At 60.4% G+C, this 14,449-nt stretch carries 12 protein-coding genes; 6 read left to right on the top strand and 6 right to left on the bottom strand.

The window, feature by feature from the left end; genetic code table 11:
- Window positions 1-133 precede the first annotated feature (133 nt).
- Complete coding sequence (locus HU727_RS03420; protein WP_186528279.1) at window positions 134-421, top strand: hypothetical protein; 288 nt, start codon at window positions 134-136, stop codon at window positions 419-421.
- Window positions 414-929 (top strand): PaaI family thioesterase, encoded by a 516-nt coding sequence (locus HU727_RS03415; RefSeq protein WP_186528278.1) that lies wholly within the window; start codon window positions 414-416, stop codon window positions 927-929. The genes HU727_RS03420 and HU727_RS03415 overlap by 8 nt, the downstream gene beginning before the upstream one ends.
- A gap of 207 nt (window positions 930-1,136) precedes the next feature.
- Here the strand turns inward: HU727_RS03415 and HU727_RS03410 are convergent, their stop codons facing one another.
- Complete coding sequence (locus HU727_RS03410; RefSeq protein ID WP_186528277.1) at window positions 1,137-3,341, bottom strand: OsmC domain/YcaO domain-containing protein; 2,205 nt, start codon at window positions 3,339-3,341, stop codon at window positions 1,137-1,139.
- A 223-nt stretch (window positions 3,342-3,564) separates the two neighbouring features.
- Here HU727_RS03410 and HU727_RS03405 point away from each other — a divergent pair, with 223 nt between their 5' ends.
- Entirely contained in the window at window positions 3,565-6,174 is a 2,610-nt protein-coding gene (locus tag HU727_RS03405) for a bifunctional diguanylate cyclase/phosphodiesterase (protein WP_186528276.1), read from the top strand.
- 29 nt (window positions 6,175-6,203) lie between these two features.
- Here HU727_RS03405 and HU727_RS03400 read toward each other — a convergent pair whose 3' ends face one another.
- Together HU727_RS03400 and HU727_RS03395 are read right to left on the bottom strand one after the other, a co-directional pair.
- Window positions 6,204-6,593 (bottom strand): VOC family protein, encoded by a 390-nt coding sequence (locus HU727_RS03400; RefSeq protein WP_186528275.1) that lies wholly within the window; start codon window positions 6,591-6,593, stop codon window positions 6,204-6,206.
- A 23-nt stretch (window positions 6,594-6,616) separates the two neighbouring features.
- Window positions 6,617-6,832, bottom strand: a complete 216-nt coding sequence (locus tag HU727_RS03395; protein ID WP_186528274.1) for a hypothetical protein — start codon at window positions 6,830-6,832, stop codon at window positions 6,617-6,619.
- Between the two features lie 329 nt (window positions 6,833-7,161).
- Here HU727_RS03395 and HU727_RS03390 point away from each other — a divergent pair, with 329 nt between their 5' ends.
- Entirely contained in the window at window positions 7,162-9,288 is a 2,127-nt protein-coding gene (locus HU727_RS03390) for a TonB-dependent receptor family protein (RefSeq protein ID WP_186528273.1), read from the top strand.
- Between the two features lie 296 nt (window positions 9,289-9,584).
- Window positions 9,585-10,091: a peptide-methionine (S)-S-oxide reductase MsrA gene (gene msrA, locus HU727_RS03385; protein ID WP_186528272.1), complete on the top strand. Its 507-nt coding sequence runs from the start codon at window positions 9,585-9,587 to the stop codon at window positions 10,089-10,091.
- A gap of 62 nt (window positions 10,092-10,153) precedes the next feature.
- Here the strand turns inward: msrA and HU727_RS03380 are convergent, their stop codons facing one another.
- Window positions 10,154-11,398 carry an MFS transporter gene (locus HU727_RS03380; RefSeq protein WP_186528271.1) on the bottom strand — a complete coding sequence of 415 codons (1,245 nt, stop codon included), beginning with the start codon at window positions 11,396-11,398 and terminating at the stop codon, window positions 10,154-10,156.
- Between the two features lie 99 nt (window positions 11,399-11,497).
- Between HU727_RS03380 and HU727_RS03375 the strand changes: the two genes are divergently transcribed.
- Window positions 11,498-12,457 (top strand): AraC family transcriptional regulator, encoded by a 960-nt coding sequence (locus HU727_RS03375; RefSeq protein WP_225919765.1) that lies wholly within the window; start codon window positions 11,498-11,500, stop codon window positions 12,455-12,457.
- A gap of 42 nt (window positions 12,458-12,499) precedes the next feature.
- Here HU727_RS03375 and HU727_RS03370 read toward each other — a convergent pair whose 3' ends face one another.
- Entirely contained in the window at window positions 12,500-13,261 is a 762-nt protein-coding gene (locus tag HU727_RS03370) for a carboxymuconolactone decarboxylase family protein (protein ID WP_186528269.1), read from the bottom strand.
- A gap of 59 nt (window positions 13,262-13,320) precedes the next feature.
- Window positions 13,321-14,349: an alpha/beta hydrolase gene (locus tag HU727_RS03365; protein ID WP_186528268.1), complete on the bottom strand. Its 1,029-nt coding sequence runs from the start codon at window positions 14,347-14,349 to the stop codon at window positions 13,321-13,323.
- Window positions 14,350-14,449: the final 100 nt, after the last annotated feature.

The raw sequence follows: 14,449 nt of genomic DNA, 5'->3' as shown, positions 1-14,449 counted from the left end.
GGCGATTTTCCGCCGATTGCCGACAAAGCAGAACTTGCGTTTCTTGATGGTCACTATTACTTCTAGCAATAGTTGCGTGCCGAGCAGGCTGATGCACACTCCACAAATCCAAGAAAATGATGAGGGTCTCGCCTTGAGAACGTTTGATCTGATCCGTGACGCCGTGCTGTCCGAGTACCGCGAGCGAGTGGCTGAATACCTGGTCCAGTACGAAACCGTCTTGCTGGACAAAAGCACCCGCGATCCGCAGCTGATCCGCGACACCGCGCATCAACTGCGAGGTTATCTGCGCGGGCTCAACACCACTCGCGTGCTGGGCATGGCCTATTGGGAAGAGCTGGATCGCCGTGTCGTCGACACCTGGCTGACACCGAACGCCTTTCCCGCCTCGTCACCTCAGGACGATCAACGCCATGTCTAGCCACGACATTCCACTGCAAGACCTCGCCGCCCCCGAAGGCATTTGCTACGGCTGCGGCGGCCGCAATCCGCACGGCCTGCACGTCAAAAGCCGCTGGGACGATGATGGCGTCCACGTCATCGCCGAACACCTGCCCGACGCCCACTACTGCGGCTGGCCAGACCTGGTCTACGGCGGACTGATCGCCATGCTCGTCGACTGCCACTCCAACTGGACAGCGATGGCCTGGCACTACCGCGCCGAAAACCGCGAAGCCGGCAGCCTGCCGCGCATCGATTGCGTCACCGGCAACCTCGGGATCAAGTTCATCAAGCCAACGCCCATGGGCGTGCCACTGATCTTGCGGGCGAGAGTCGAAGGCGATGTCGGGCGCAAAACGCGGGTGATTTGCGAGGTGTATGCGGGGGAAGTGCTGACGGCAGTGGGTGATTCGGTATTTGTGCGGGTGGATACGGGGCAATTGGCGGCTGCGGCGCACAACCGGAAAAGCAAAAGCCCCTCACCCTAACCCTCTCCCGGAGCGAGAGGGAACTGACCGAGGCGATCGGGCGAATCGCGGCAACGTGAAAAACCGAGTCGAACTCAAATCTTTAAAAGCCCAAATATCGGCTCCCTCTCCCTTGGGAGAGGGCTGGGGTGAGGGGGCGCGATTTACGGTGCGCAACCCCATTCGCGCCAAACGCCAGACATCCGAGGCCTGCTTTTCGGCAGCGCTTCAGCTCCCCGAAGCCGTCACATTCGCCCGCGCCGTATGCAGCTTTTTATAGCTCTCGATCAAGCGCAGATGCCGATCCAGTCCTTCCAGCTTCAGGCTGGTCGGGGTCAGGCCGTAGAAGCGTACGCTGCCATTGACCGAACCAATCGCCGCGTCCATGCGCTCGTTGCCGAACATGCGGCGGAAGTTGGCTTCGTAGTCTGCCAGCTCGAGGTCGTCATCCAGTTCCATCTCCAGCACCACGTTGACGGCCTGGTAGAACAAGCCGCGCTCGACGGTGTTGTCGTTGTATTGCAGGAAGGCTTCGACCAAGTCTTTGGCGTCGTCGTATTTCTGCAAGGCGAGGTAAATCAGCAGGCGCAGTTCGAGGATGGTCAGTTTGCCCCACGGCGTGTTGTCATCGAACTCGATGCCGATCAGCGTTGTGATGTCGGTGTAGTCGTCCAGCTCGGCACTTTCCAGGCCTTTGACCAGGTTGCGCAGGCCGACTTTGCTGAGGTTGTGCAGGTTGAGAATGTCAGCCCGAAATTGCAGGGCTTTGTTGGTGTTGTCCCAGATCAGGTCTTCGACCGGGTAGATCTCGGAGTAATCCGGTACGAGGATGCGGCACGCCTTGGCACCGATGTGCTCGTAGACCGCCATGTACACTTCTTTGCCCATGTCTTCGAGAATGCCGAACAGGGTGGTGGCTTCCTCGGCGTTGGAGTTTTCGCCCTGGCCGGAGAAGTCCCACTCGACAAACTCGAAGTCCGGTTTGGCGCTGAAGAAACGCCACGACACCACACCGCTGGAGTCGATGAAGTGTTCGACGAAGTTGTTCGGTTCGGTGACCGCCTGACCGGAGAACGTCGGCTGCGGCAAGTCGTTCAAGCCTTCGAAGCTGCGGCCCTGCAACAACTCGGTCAGGCTGCGTTCCAGTGCAATTTCAAGGCTTGGGTGCGCGCCAAACGAGGCGAAGACGCCGCCAGTGCGCGGGTTCATCAGGGTCACGCACATCACCGGGAATTCACCGCCCAGCGAGGCGTCCTTGACCAGCACCGGAAAGCCCTGCTCTTCCAGGCCTTTGATGCCGGCGACGATGCTCGGGTATTTCTCCAGCACAGCTTGCGGTACGTCCGGCAACGCCATTTCGCCTTCGAGGATTTCACGCTTGACCGCGCGCTCGAAGATTTCCGACAGGCACTGCACCTGCGCTTCGGCCAGGGTGTTGCCGGCGCTCATGCCGTTGCTCAGGTAAAGGTTTTCGATCAGGTTGGACGGGAAGTACACCACCTCGTTGTCCGACTGGCGCACGAACGGCAACGAGCAAATGCCGCGCTGGGTGTTGCCTGAGTTGGTGTCGTACAGGTGCGAGCCGCGCAGCTCGCCGTCACGGTTGTAAATGCCGAGGGTGTATTCGTCGAGAATCTCGCTCGGCAATTCGTCCTTCGGACCCGGCTTGAACCATTTTTCGTCCGGATAATGGACGAATTCGGCATTGGCAATCTCCTCGCCCCAGAACTGGTCGTTATAGAAGAAGTTGCAGTTCAGGCGTTCGATGAACTCGCCCAGCGCAGAAGCCAGCGCGCCTTCCTTGGTGGCGCCCTTGCCGTTGGTGAAGCACATCGGCGAATGGGCATCGCGGATATGCAGCGACCAGACGTTCGGCACGATGTTGCGCCACGAGGCGATTTCGATCTTCATCCCGAGGTCGGCGAGGATGCCCGACATGTTGGCGATGGTCTGCTCAAGCGGCAGGTCCTTGCCGGCAATGTAAGTGCCGGCCTCTGCGCCTGAATGCGGCATCAACAGCGCCTGGGCATCGGCGTCGAGGTTGTCGACTTCTTCGATGATGAATTCGGGGCCGGTCTGTACCACCTTCTTCACGGTACAGCGGTCAATCGAACGCAGGATTCCCTGGCGGTCCTTGTCGGAGATATCAGCCGGCAATTCGACCTGAATCTTGAAGATCTGGTTGTAGCGGTTTTCCGGGTCGACGATGTTGTTTTGCGACAGACGAATATTCTCCGTCGGGATGTTACGTGTGTCGCAATACAGCTTGACGAAGTAAGCCGCGCACAAGGCCGACGACGCCAGAAAGTAGTCGAACGGCCCCGGTGCCGAACCGTCGCCCTTGTAGCGGATGGGCTGATCGGCGATCACCGTGAAGTCGTCGAACTTGGCCTCAAGTCGAAGGTTGTCGAGAAAGTTGACCTTGATTTCCATGCGGGATTACCAGAATACGGCTAAACGAATGGCGGCCATTATCCGGTTTTTACGCTGGAAGTCTTGTGCTTTCGGGATTCGCCGCTGGCCGGCCGTGCTGGTAATTCCGGCAAATTCGCTACACTTTGAACAAATCCACCGGATGCCATCCAGAACAACAATCTGAACATTGTGCACTCGCCATTGTTCTAGATTTACAAGACACCGGATCAAGGACGAGCCCATGGCCGTTACTCTCGCTGCGCCGTCAATCCCCGCCCCACAACGCGCCGTGACCCGGCGCCTGGCGATTGCCGTTGGCGCGCTGTTCGTCGCTGGCGTCATCGCCGCCATCAGCACCTTGCTCGGCATCGCCAATTCCCTCGACACCAAGGATCTGGAGCAAACACAGTTCTATTCCGGGCGTGCCGTGGAAAACCGTATCACCACCTCGAAAAACTACATCACCAGCTACGCCTACTGGACCAGGGCCTATGAGGCGTTGAGCGGACCAATCGACATCAATTGGGCGTATACCGAGCAGAACATGGGCAAAACCATGTTCACCACTGACGGCTATGACGGCGTGTTCGTGCTTGATCGCAATCGCACCAAATACGCGGTCATTCGCGGGCAGATGGTCGAAACCGACGTGTCCACGGTGCTGCAAGCGCCCGCCTCGGCGCTCGTCGAGCAAGTCCTGAGTCAACCCGACCTGACCAAACCCGTCAGCAGCTACTCGCTGTTTGAAGGCTGGCCGGCGCTGATTACCGCCGCTGCGATTATTCCCAACGATGAACGACCGCTGGATGAATTGAAAAATACTTCGGTGCTGGTGTTCGTGGACAAACTGACCCCGACCAAACTGCGCAAGATCGGCAGCGGTTATGGCCTGACAAACCTGACCCTGGCCCCGGATGACACCATCGAAAAAGGCCATCCAAGCGTGCCGCTCGACAGCACCGGCTACAGCTTGGTGGCCGATCTGCAGCGACCCGGCCAGCAAATGTTGTGGTCGTTGGTGCCACCGCTCGGCGCGACTTTTTTGGTGTTGATGCTGCTCACTGCTTATTTCTTCCGCCACGCGTTGCGCTCCTCGCAATACGTCGATAACAGCATCCATGCGATGCAATCGGCGAACTTGGCACTGGAGACGGCCAATCATGCACTGGAAGCCAGTGAAGAACGCTTTCGCGCGGTTGCCGAAGCCGCTTCGGACTGGATTTGGGAAGTCGATGCCGGTCTGTCGCTGACCTATCTGTCGGCTCGTTTCAGCGAAGTCACGGGCTACCCGCAGGCCTTGTGGCTAGGGCGTGATATTGGTGAGCTGCTGTCGTGCGACACCACCCCGCTGGAGCTCTGGCTGCGAAAACTGAGCGAAGAAACCAGCGCCGGCGATTTGCGCTGTACTTACCGAGATCAATCAGGCCAGCCGCGCCACTGCCGGCTCTCCGCACGACCGATTTTTGACAAGGACCGCGTCGTCGGCTATCGCGGCACCGCCAGCGACATCACCGATGAAGTCGCCGCCCATGCGCAGATCCAGCACCTGTCGATGCACGACGCCCTGACCGGTTTGCCCAACCGCAACAAACTGGCGCGCTATCTGGACGAAGTCCTGCTGCTCAAGGAACACGCGCCGCCGCTGTCATTGCTGATGATCGACCTCGACAATTTCAAGCCGATCAATGATTCGCTGGGCCACCCGGCCGGCGATGCGGTGCTGCAGGAAGTCGCCGTGCGCCTGCGCGAATGCACTCGCGAGCACGACATCGTCGCCCGCCTTGGTGGCGATGAATTCGTCGTGGTGCTCAACGGCATGGACAGTCATAACGAAATCGACAAATTCTGCACGCGCCTGATCGGCAGCCTGCATGAACCTGTCCTCTACGAACAGCACCCTCTGCACATCGGTGCCAGTGTCGGCATCGCCCTCAGCCGCCGTCACGGCTTCGTCGCCAGTGACCTGATCCGCTACGCAGACATCGCGCTATATCAGGCCAAGTCCGATGGCAAAAACACTTGGTGCTATTTCGAAGCGCACATGAGCGACCAGATTCAGACGCGCCGGCAAATGGAAGATGACCTGCGTCATGCGCTCAAGCACAACGAGTTCGTCCTGCACTATCAGCCGCGCTACAAGGTCGATGGCAAGCACATTGTTTCGGTCGAGGCGCTGGTGCGCTGGCAGCATCCAACCCAAGGCCTGCTGGGGCCGGACGTGTTTATCCCACTGGCCGAGCAGACCGACTTGATCGTGCCGCTGGGCCGCTGGGTGTTGCGCGAAGCCTGTGAAACCGCGCTGGAGTGGCCGCAAGAAATCCTGCTGTCGGTCAACCTCTCGCCCGCGCAATTTTCCCTGAGCGATGTGGTCGAGGACGTCAGGGACGTGCTGATCGAAACGCGCTTCCCGGCCAGTCGCCTGGAACTGGAAATCACCGAGAACGTGATGCTCAACGATACCGACGGTGCGCTGGCTACCATGAATTCGCTCAAACAACTCGGTGTGCGCCTGAACATGGACGACTTCGGCACCGGTTACTCGTCACTCGGCTACCTGCGTGCCTATCCCTTCGACGGCATCAAGATCGACAAGCGCTTTATCGCCTCGATCACCAGCGGCACCAATGACCGCGCCGTGGTGCAGGCAATCATTGGGCTGGGCAAGGCCATGGGCCTGACTGTCACCGCCGAGGGCGTGGAGACCGAGGAGCAACTGGCGATTCTCGGCAAGGACCAATGCAACGAAGTGCAGGGTTTCTTCATGAGCCGACCGATCGACAAGTTGGCTTTCGCGCAATTGCTGCGTGCTTCCAGGCTGTCGCCGGTGAGTAAAAAGGGCCGTGTGACCTGAGGCGGATTCAACAGGCTCAGTGCAGGCATTCAGCCGCTGAAAAACACCGCAAGCTTGTTGCCGTCGGGATCGCGCAAATAGGCGACATAGAAATCAGGCGTGTAGGCCTCGCGGGTTCCGGGCGGGCCTTCGTCGGTGCCGCCATGGTCCAGCCCCGCTCTGTGCACCTGATCGACCGTCTGCCGCGAGTCGGCGCGAAACGCCGGCATCATACCGTTGCCCGGTGTCGCCGGCTCGCCATTGAACGGTCGCGAGATATGCACGCTGCCGGGACCGTTGGACTTGTCGGCGCAGTCGGGTAGATAAAAACAATAATGCTCTTCACGATCATGGCGGTAGCCAAGCGGCGTCAGAATCGCTTTGTAGAAGGTAGCCGAACGCTCCACATCGTTGGCGCCGATAAACAGATAACTGAGCATGGGATGTCCTCCATTCGCAGCTTTCAGCCCTGTGGCTGTTCGTCGTTGAGGGTAAAGACGTTGCCGGCATCGCGCACCAACTGACGCCATTCGGCACTGGTGATCAGGCCTAGCTCCTCCATCTCATCGGCAGCCTTGAGCAGTTCGTCATATTGCTGCTCCGGATCCAGATCAGCCTCCGCCTGCTTCGCCAGTTGGCGCCAGGCCGCCAGTGATGCCTTTTTTTGCTGATCGAACATGGGGTATCTCCTGAAGGACTTACCCGGTAGAAAAATCAGCGCGACAGAGGTTCAGGCCAGACGACGGATGGACGGTTTATACAAACCGTTGAAGGTGCGAGCCCATACAAGAGGATGTGCAGTTTTTCTGTCCTTTGCCATGAACCTGTCCTCGCACTTCAACAGCCCACTGGAATTGTTTATTGACCCGAAACGCCTGATCCATGAGTTTATCCACGTCCGGCTGTGTGCCATCGCCGGGTAAAAAAGCCAGATCGCCATGTGTTTCGTTCGTTCATTCTTGCGTCGCACTGTTCATTGCCCGCCCTAGTTTGCCTGGAGTTTTCTCGATGCCGTCGCCCAAATCCCTGCCCGCCGCCCTGCTCGGCCTGGCCCTGGCCTGCCCGGCGGTGGGCGAGACCCAAGGTCTGGAACTGGGGCAAGTGCTGATTTCGGCCGATGAGCGCGGCGGCACGGATGCAACGGTCGACGAGGCCAGGGCACGCCTCGAACAGGTGCCGGGCGGGACCAACGTGGTCGATATGCGCCAGCCATTGCAGGGCCGCGTCGCCAGTAATCAGGATGTGCTGGCCTATCAGCCGGGCGTGTACGCGCAGTCGGCGGGCAACGAAGGCGTGAAGATCTCCATCCGCGGCTCGGGTATCAACCGCGCCCCCGGCGCACACGCGTCGGGGCTGTACACAATGCTCGACGGCCTGCCACTGACCGGCCCGGGCGGCACGCCGTACGAATTGCTTGAGCCGCTGTGGGTTGATCATGTGGAAGTGCTGCGCGGCGCCAACGGATTTGATCGCGGCTCGCTCGCGCTGGGCGGCGCCATCGATTACGTCAGCCACACCGGTTACACCGCGCCGAAGCTGCAAGTGCGCTACGCCACCGGCAGTCACGGTTATCAGCAGCGCCAGATCAGCTCTGGCCAGGTCTTGGGTGATTTCGATTATTACGTGTCGCTGACCGATGCCGACGCTGACGGCTATCAGGATCACACCGCCAGCGAGAGCACAGGCCTGATCGCCAACGTCGGTTATCGCTTCAACCCGAATCTGGAAACACGCTTCTATTTCCGCTATCGCGAAACCGACAACGACCTGGCCGGGCGCGTGACCAAACACTCCATCGAACACAGTCCACGGGCGGCCAACCCGGCGTATGTCGCGCGCGACGACAGCCGCAAACAGCCGGGCAGCACATTCATTGGCAACAAGACCACGTTCTACATCGACGACGATTCGAGCCTCCAGACAGGCCTCGTCTACCACGACTATCCGATGGACTTGCGCGAGGGCCCGAACCGTTTGAAGGTCGCCTACACCGACGTCAGTGGCACCTTCGACTACAAACGCCGCGACACCCTTTTCGGCATGGAAAGCCGCAGCACTGTCGGCCTGCGCGTGACCAAGCACCTGCCCAACGATGGCGCCAGCGAGTTCGTGCGCATCCCAACGGGCAACACCGCCAATTATGCGCCGGGGACGCGCATGCGCAATTTCACCTATCAGGGCTCGGACACCGTTTTGCATTTTGGCAACGACCTGGAACTGACCGACGATTTCTGGCTGACCACAGGCCTTGCCGCCATCTACACCCGCCGCGAAAGCGCCGTGACCTACCCCCAAGGTGGCGGCAAAACCAGCCTCAACGACTGGGACTACGCACCGCGTATCGGCCTGCGTTACCAGATCACCCCGGATGTGCAGGTGTTCGGCAATCTCAGCCGCTCCGTCGAAGCGCCGCACCCGTGGTCGCTGATCTACAGCTCCAACGTGCGCTTCCCGGTCGGCAATGGCGCCGCAACCGGCACCCAACGCGACCCGATCGAACTGCAAAACCAGACCGCGACTACGCTGGAACTCGGCGGTCGTGGCGACAGCGCTGTCGGTGAATGGAGCCTGGCGTGGTACTACGCGCAAGTGCGCCACGAACTGCTCTCGGTGTTGCCGGATGCCAGCGCCGTCACGCCCTATGAACTCAACGCCAGCCCAACCGTGCATCAGGGGATCGAGGCCAGTCTCAACAGCAAGCTCTGGACTGCCGCCGATGGGCGCCAGCTGAGCTTGCGTCAGGCTTACAGTTTCAGCGACTTCCACTACCGCGACGACGAGCGCTTCGGCGACAACCGCCTGCCGGGCTTGCCGATGCATTTTTACCAGGGCGAGCTACGTTACGACTGGCCGCAAGGGTTCTTTGCCGCCGTGAATACACAACTGGTGTCCAAAGTTGCCGTGGATTACGCGAACAGCTATTACGCCGACCCGTACGCCCTGTTCGGCGCCACGCTGGGCTACAACGCGCCGAAGGGTGACTGGCAGGGCTGGGTGGACATGCGCAACCTGACCGGCAAGCGTTACGCGGCGACAGTCACGCCGGGGTATGACGACAGGGGGCTGGATGCGGCACGCTCGACGCCGGGCGAAGGCATGGGCGTGTATGTCGGGGTATCGTGGAGTTTGTTGTAAGGCCGACTGGCGCAATGCGGCGTTACGAATCCCAGGCGCGAATAAAGCGGTGCGTTCCAAGGTACGTTTTTGAATGTCGTAAGCGTTACGAAACTCAAACGGTGCGAACGGGCATAATCCTTTGCCGCATCGATCGGACGTCGCCCGATAGCTTGTCCGCCCTGGTTTTGTTCGGCCTGACATTCGACACTTTCGCTGACTTCCTTAGCAGATTGAGTTCGTCCAGGCCCTTGGAATCGGCCAACCCGCCCTCATAACAGAGCGTATCCCACCATCCCCGAGAGGAAGGACATACCATGACCACCCAAACCGAAACTGCCATTCTCGCCGGCGGCTGCTTCTGGGGCATGCAGGATTTGTTGCGCCGTTACCCGGGCGTGCTGAACACACGTGTCGGTTATACCGGCGGCAATGTGCCGAATGCGACCTACCGAAACCACGGTAATCACGCCGAAGCGATCGAAATCGTGTTTGACCCGACCGTGATCAGTTACCGGCAGATCCTCGAGTTCTTCTTCCAGATCCACGACCCAAGCACACCCAACCGCCAAGGCAACGACCTTGGCCCCAGCTATCGTTCCGCGATCTATTACCTGAACGAGGAGCAACGCGCGGTCGCTGAGGATACCGCTGCCGATGTCGATGCTTCGGGGTTGTGGCCCGGACGAGTGGTCACAGAGATCGAACCGGCCGGACCGTTCTGGGAAGCGGAACCCGAGCATCAGGATTATCTGGAGCGTATTCCGAACGGGTACACCTGCCACTTCATCCGGCCGAACTGGAAACTGCCAAAACGCAGCTAAGGACAGTGCGGTTGGCGGGGTTCAGTGCCCCGCCAACGCCACTTGGGGAGCGCCCTGACGAATCACACGTGCAGCGGCGCCGCTGCCGCCGAACCCGGTTCCGGCAGATCGACGTTGACCTTCAGCGCAATCAGCAACGCGGCCAGCAACATCAGTATTCCGGCCGCGACAAACACACCATTGATGCCGCTGAAACTGAACACCGAACCGCCGGCGGCGGCGCCTGCGGCAATGGCTGATTGCACCGACGCCACGACCATGCCGCCCGCGCTTTCCGCCTGATCCGGTATCGAGCGCGCCACCCAGTTCGACCATGCGACCGGCACACCACCGAAAGCCATCCCCCACAGCGCCAGAAGCAACACCTGCCCGGTGACAGACGCCGGTAATCCGACCAGCGCCAGAGCGGCAACGCCCACCAGCACCGGCATCAGCACCAACGTTGCGCGTGGACTGCGCTGCAACAGCCAACCGGCGAACAGCGTGCCGGCAAAGTTCGCCACGCCGAAACCCAGTAGCATCAGTGCCAAAGCCTGCGGACCGACGCCCGTGGTGCTTTCCAGAAATGGCCTGATGTAGGTGAACAACGCAAAGTGCCCGGTGTGCACCAATACGCATCCGAACATGCCGACGGCAATGCCCGGTCGCCGCAAAACCTCCAGTACAGTGCGCAGGCGTGACGGACGATGGGGCGCCAGACTCGGTAACGTGAACATTTGAAAAACCAGCGTTACCACGCCAACCGCTGCCGCTGCGAAAAACGCACTGCGCCAGCCAAATTGCCCGCCGAGATAACTGCCCAGCGGCACCGCCACCACGGTACCGACCGCGATCCCGCTGAAGATGATCGACAGCGCGCGCGGCAGCAGCGCCGCCGGCACGAGTCGCATCGCAACGGCCGCCGCCATGCTCCAGAAACCACCCAGGGCTATGCCCAAAAGGATTCGCATCACCAGCAACACCGTAAGGCTGGACGAGAACGCGACCAGCAGGTTCGATGCAATCATCAGACCCGAAAAACCGAGCAACACCAGCCGCCGATCAAGGCTGCGCGTCAACCCTGGCACCAGCAATCCGGCAAACAACGCCACCACTGCGGTCACCGTCACGGCTTGACCGGCCAACGCCTCGCTGACGCCGAGATCCAGCGCCATCGGTGTCAGCAGGCTGGCCGGTAAATATTCCGCCGTGAGCAAACCGAACACCCCCATCGCCAGCGAAAACACCGCCATCCACGCAGGTGTCGTCGGCTCCTCACCCGCGCGGATGCCCTTACCGGGCTGTCCGTTACAGACACAATCATTCATCGCAAGACTTCCTCAGACATTGTCGAGACGCCAGTCTATGGATGGCAAACCGGATGATCTATGATGCACAGTCTTGAACTTTTGATCGAAACCCCGAATATGAGCAGCACCGATCCCTTCTCGATGTCCTCGGACCTCATCACTGAGTTGCTGCGCAGCATGCGTCTGCGTGGCGTGCAGTATCGACGGATCCACGCCGCTGCGCCGTATGGCCTCGGTTTCAGCGACAAATCCGGCCATGCGTATTTTCACTTCGTGGCCGCTGGATCGGCGGTGTTGCGGTTTGAAGACGGCAGCATGTACGAATTGTCAGCGGGCAATGCGGTATTTATTGCCCATGGCGCCGCGCACCAGTTGCTATCCCAGGCAGGCGCCGAAGTGCAGGACATTGACAGCGCCGTCGCCGCGCCACTCGGCGACACGGTGTGCGCGGTGCAGGTCGGGCAAAGCACCGATCCCGGCGATAGCGCCCTGCTCTTCAGTGGCTGTATGGAGTTCGAACTCGGCACCCTGCAAGGCCTCGGTCGGCTGATGCCGGGAGTTATGCTGATCGACGCAGGCGGCCAGCGCTATCCAGGACTTATGCCGATCCTCGCCTCCATGGAACGCGAAGTCAGCGCAGCGCGCATCGGCTTCGCCGGCATACTCGCTCGCCTCGCCGACGTAGTGGCTGCAATGATTGTTCGCGGCTGGGTCGAATGCGCTTGCGGCAATGCCTCCGGTCTCGTGGCCGCCCTGCGCGACCCACGTCTGGCGAAGGCCTTGCTGGCCTTGCACCAACAACCGGGCCGCGACTGGACCGTCGCCGAACTCGCAGCGCTCTGCAACACCTCACGCTCGGTCTTCGCCGAACGCTTCCAGACCACACTCGGCACCCCGCCGCTGCGCTACACCACCGAACTACGCATGCGCCTGGCCAGCCAGTGGCTGACGCTGGAAAGGATGCCGATCGAAGAAGTGGCGCAGCGCCTGGGCTATACCTCCCAAGCGGCTTTCAGTCGTGCGTTCAAGCGCATGACGGGAGACTCGCCGGGAGCGAGTCGGCGGCAGCGCTCATAATACGAATGGCCGTAACAGGGTTGTAATCAACCTGTGCCGCCCTCACCGCTGGATCTTGTCCAGCCCCGCCACCACCCGCTCCGCAGCCTGCACATCCCCACACGCCTGCAACTCAGCGGCCACCTGCCGCAACTGCTCGGCCGTCAGTCCCACATTCAGGCTTATTTTCAAATGCGCCTCCAGTTGCGATTCCACCCCAGCCATCGCAGCGAGCGCACCAACCGTGGCCAGTTCGCGATCAGTCCATTGCAGGTTGTCCCGGGCGAAGATGTCGCCGAACAAGTGCACCTTCAAAAACTGATCAATCGCCGGCGCGAACTCGAACAGCGGGCCGGATACCCTCGCGCCGACCAGGCGTGTTTGATTGTCGGTGCCCAGTTCGGTCAGCGCGTGCCCCGATGGAACCGGACCGGGCTCACGCCCCGGCGCGTCTTCGATGCCCCGTTCGGCACGTTCCTGAACGACCTTCATCAACAATGACAAGGCATTGAGGCTGCGCGGAAAACCGGCGTAGGCGTACAGCTGCACGAGGACTTCCTTGACCTCGCTGAGGGTCAGCCCGGCGTCGAGACCGTGATTCAGCGCGTCGTGCAAGCGCGGCATGTCGCCGATCGCCATGTTGGCAGCGATCGGCGCTATTGCCAGTTGTTTAAGGGTCAGGGGTTGTTCGTTCATGGTCGGTTTCTCCGGTGAGAGGGAGGGATTGGCGCAGAGGGGATGCACGCAGACTGCACCGGCGAGGATGGCGCAGCCGAGGGCCACGGCTCGAAGCAGGCGATGCTGATGCAGCGATGTCTGGAACATCAATGGCTCTCCTGTTTTCTTGCGAGAACGTGCATGGCTGTGCTCCGTCGCAGTGAGGATTACTTCAAGTGGCTCTTGAAGAACTCAGTCAGCTTGGCGAAGGGGATCAGCTCAACCCGGTCGTACAGATCGACGTGGCCGGCGTTCTGCACGATCACCAGTTCCTTCGGTTGACCCGCCAGGCGAAACGCTTCTTCGCTGAACTCGCGGGAGTGGGCGTCGGCACCGGCGATAAACAACATCGGCCGCGGTGAAATGCTCTCGATATCGACGAACGGGTAGAAGTTAATGAACTTGGTGTTGCTGCTCAGCGTCGGGCGCGTGGTCTGTTGCGGCGTTGAGCTGGCCGGAGTGAACTCGCCACGCGGGGTGCGGTAGAAGTCGAAGAACTCGCGCTGGATCGGGTGAGTGTCGTCCTTGAGCTCCAGCACGGTGCCGCCGGTGTACTCGATCTTGCCCCCCGTGAACTCGGCGTAACGTTGCTCCGCCGCTTGCGCAATGATCTGCTTGCGCTGCTCAAGGCTTTGCGAATGTTTGAGGCCGTCACGGTTTGCCGCGCCCATGTCGTACATGCTGACCGTGGCGATGGCTTTCATGCGCGGGTCGATTTTCGCCGCACTGATCACGAAGCTGCCGCTGCCGCAGATGCCCAGCACGCCGATGCGCTGACGGTCGATAAACGGCCTTGTGCCAAGGTAATCGACGGCGGCGCTGAAATCCTCCGCGTACATGTCCGGCAGCACTGCGTTGCGGGGTGCGCCTTCACTTTCACCCCAGAACGACAGGTCGAGCGACAGGGTAACGAAGCCCTGCTCCGCCAGCTTCTGCGCGTAGAGATTGGAGCTTTGCTCCTTCACCGCGCCCATCGGGTGGCCGACAATAATCGCCGCGCTGCGCGCCGCCGGGTCCAGCCCCTTGGGGATGAACAGGTTGCCCACCACATTAAGCTGATACTGATTTTTGAAGCTGACCTTCTGCACGGTCACTTTGTCGCTCTTGAAAAAATTGTCGGCACCGTGGGACATATCGGCTCCCAGGGCAGTGAATGAACTCAGGAGAAACCCGAGCAGTACGAAGAGTCTTTTCATGGGGCGTCCTTCAGCAAAGAAGAGCCAGGCAGGCGCAAGCGCACGCCATGAGGCCGGATGGACGTATTGTTGCGCAGGCATGAGGCTTTGATTAGCTAAT

Origin of the sequence: Pseudomonas khorasanensis, from assembly GCF_014268505.2 — a bacterium.
Classification (GTDB): Bacteria; Pseudomonadota; Gammaproteobacteria; order Pseudomonadales; family Pseudomonadaceae; genus Aquipseudomonas; species Aquipseudomonas khorasanensis.
Note: the sequence above shows the minus strand (reverse complement) of the source record. Positions and strands in the feature narration are given on the sequence as shown.

Coding starts and splice junctions, on each gene's coding strand:
- HU727_RS03415 (WP_186528278.1), top strand. CDS start 414: ATGTCTAGCCACGACATTCCACTGCAAGACCTCGCCGCCCCCGAAGGC.
- HU727_RS03410 (WP_186528277.1), bottom strand. CDS start 3,341: ATGGAAATCAAGGTCAACTTTCTCGACAACCTTCGACTTGAGGCCAAG.
- HU727_RS03405 (WP_186528276.1), top strand. CDS start 3,565: ATGGCCGTTACTCTCGCTGCGCCGTCAATCCCCGCCCCACAACGCGCC.
- HU727_RS03400 (WP_186528275.1), bottom strand. CDS start 6,593: ATGCTCAGTTATCTGTTTATCGGCGCCAACGATGTGGAGCGTTCGGCT.
- HU727_RS03395 (WP_186528274.1), bottom strand. CDS start 6,832: ATGTTCGATCAGCAAAAAAAGGCATCACTGGCGGCCTGGCGCCAACTG.
- HU727_RS03390 (WP_186528273.1), top strand. CDS start 7,162: ATGCCGTCGCCCAAATCCCTGCCCGCCGCCCTGCTCGGCCTGGCCCTG.
- msrA (WP_186528272.1), top strand. CDS start 9,585: ATGACCACCCAAACCGAAACTGCCATTCTCGCCGGCGGCTGCTTCTGG.
- HU727_RS03380 (WP_186528271.1), bottom strand. CDS start 11,398: ATGAATGATTGTGTCTGTAACGGACAGCCCGGTAAGGGCATCCGCGCG.
- HU727_RS03375 (WP_225919765.1), top strand. CDS start 11,498: ATGAGCAGCACCGATCCCTTCTCGATGTCCTCGGACCTCATCACTGAG.
- HU727_RS03370 (WP_186528269.1), bottom strand. CDS start 13,261: ATGTTCCAGACATCGCTGCATCAGCATCGCCTGCTTCGAGCCGTGGCC.
- HU727_RS03365 (WP_186528268.1), bottom strand. CDS start 14,349: ATGAAAAGACTCTTCGTACTGCTCGGGTTTCTCCTGAGTTCATTCACT.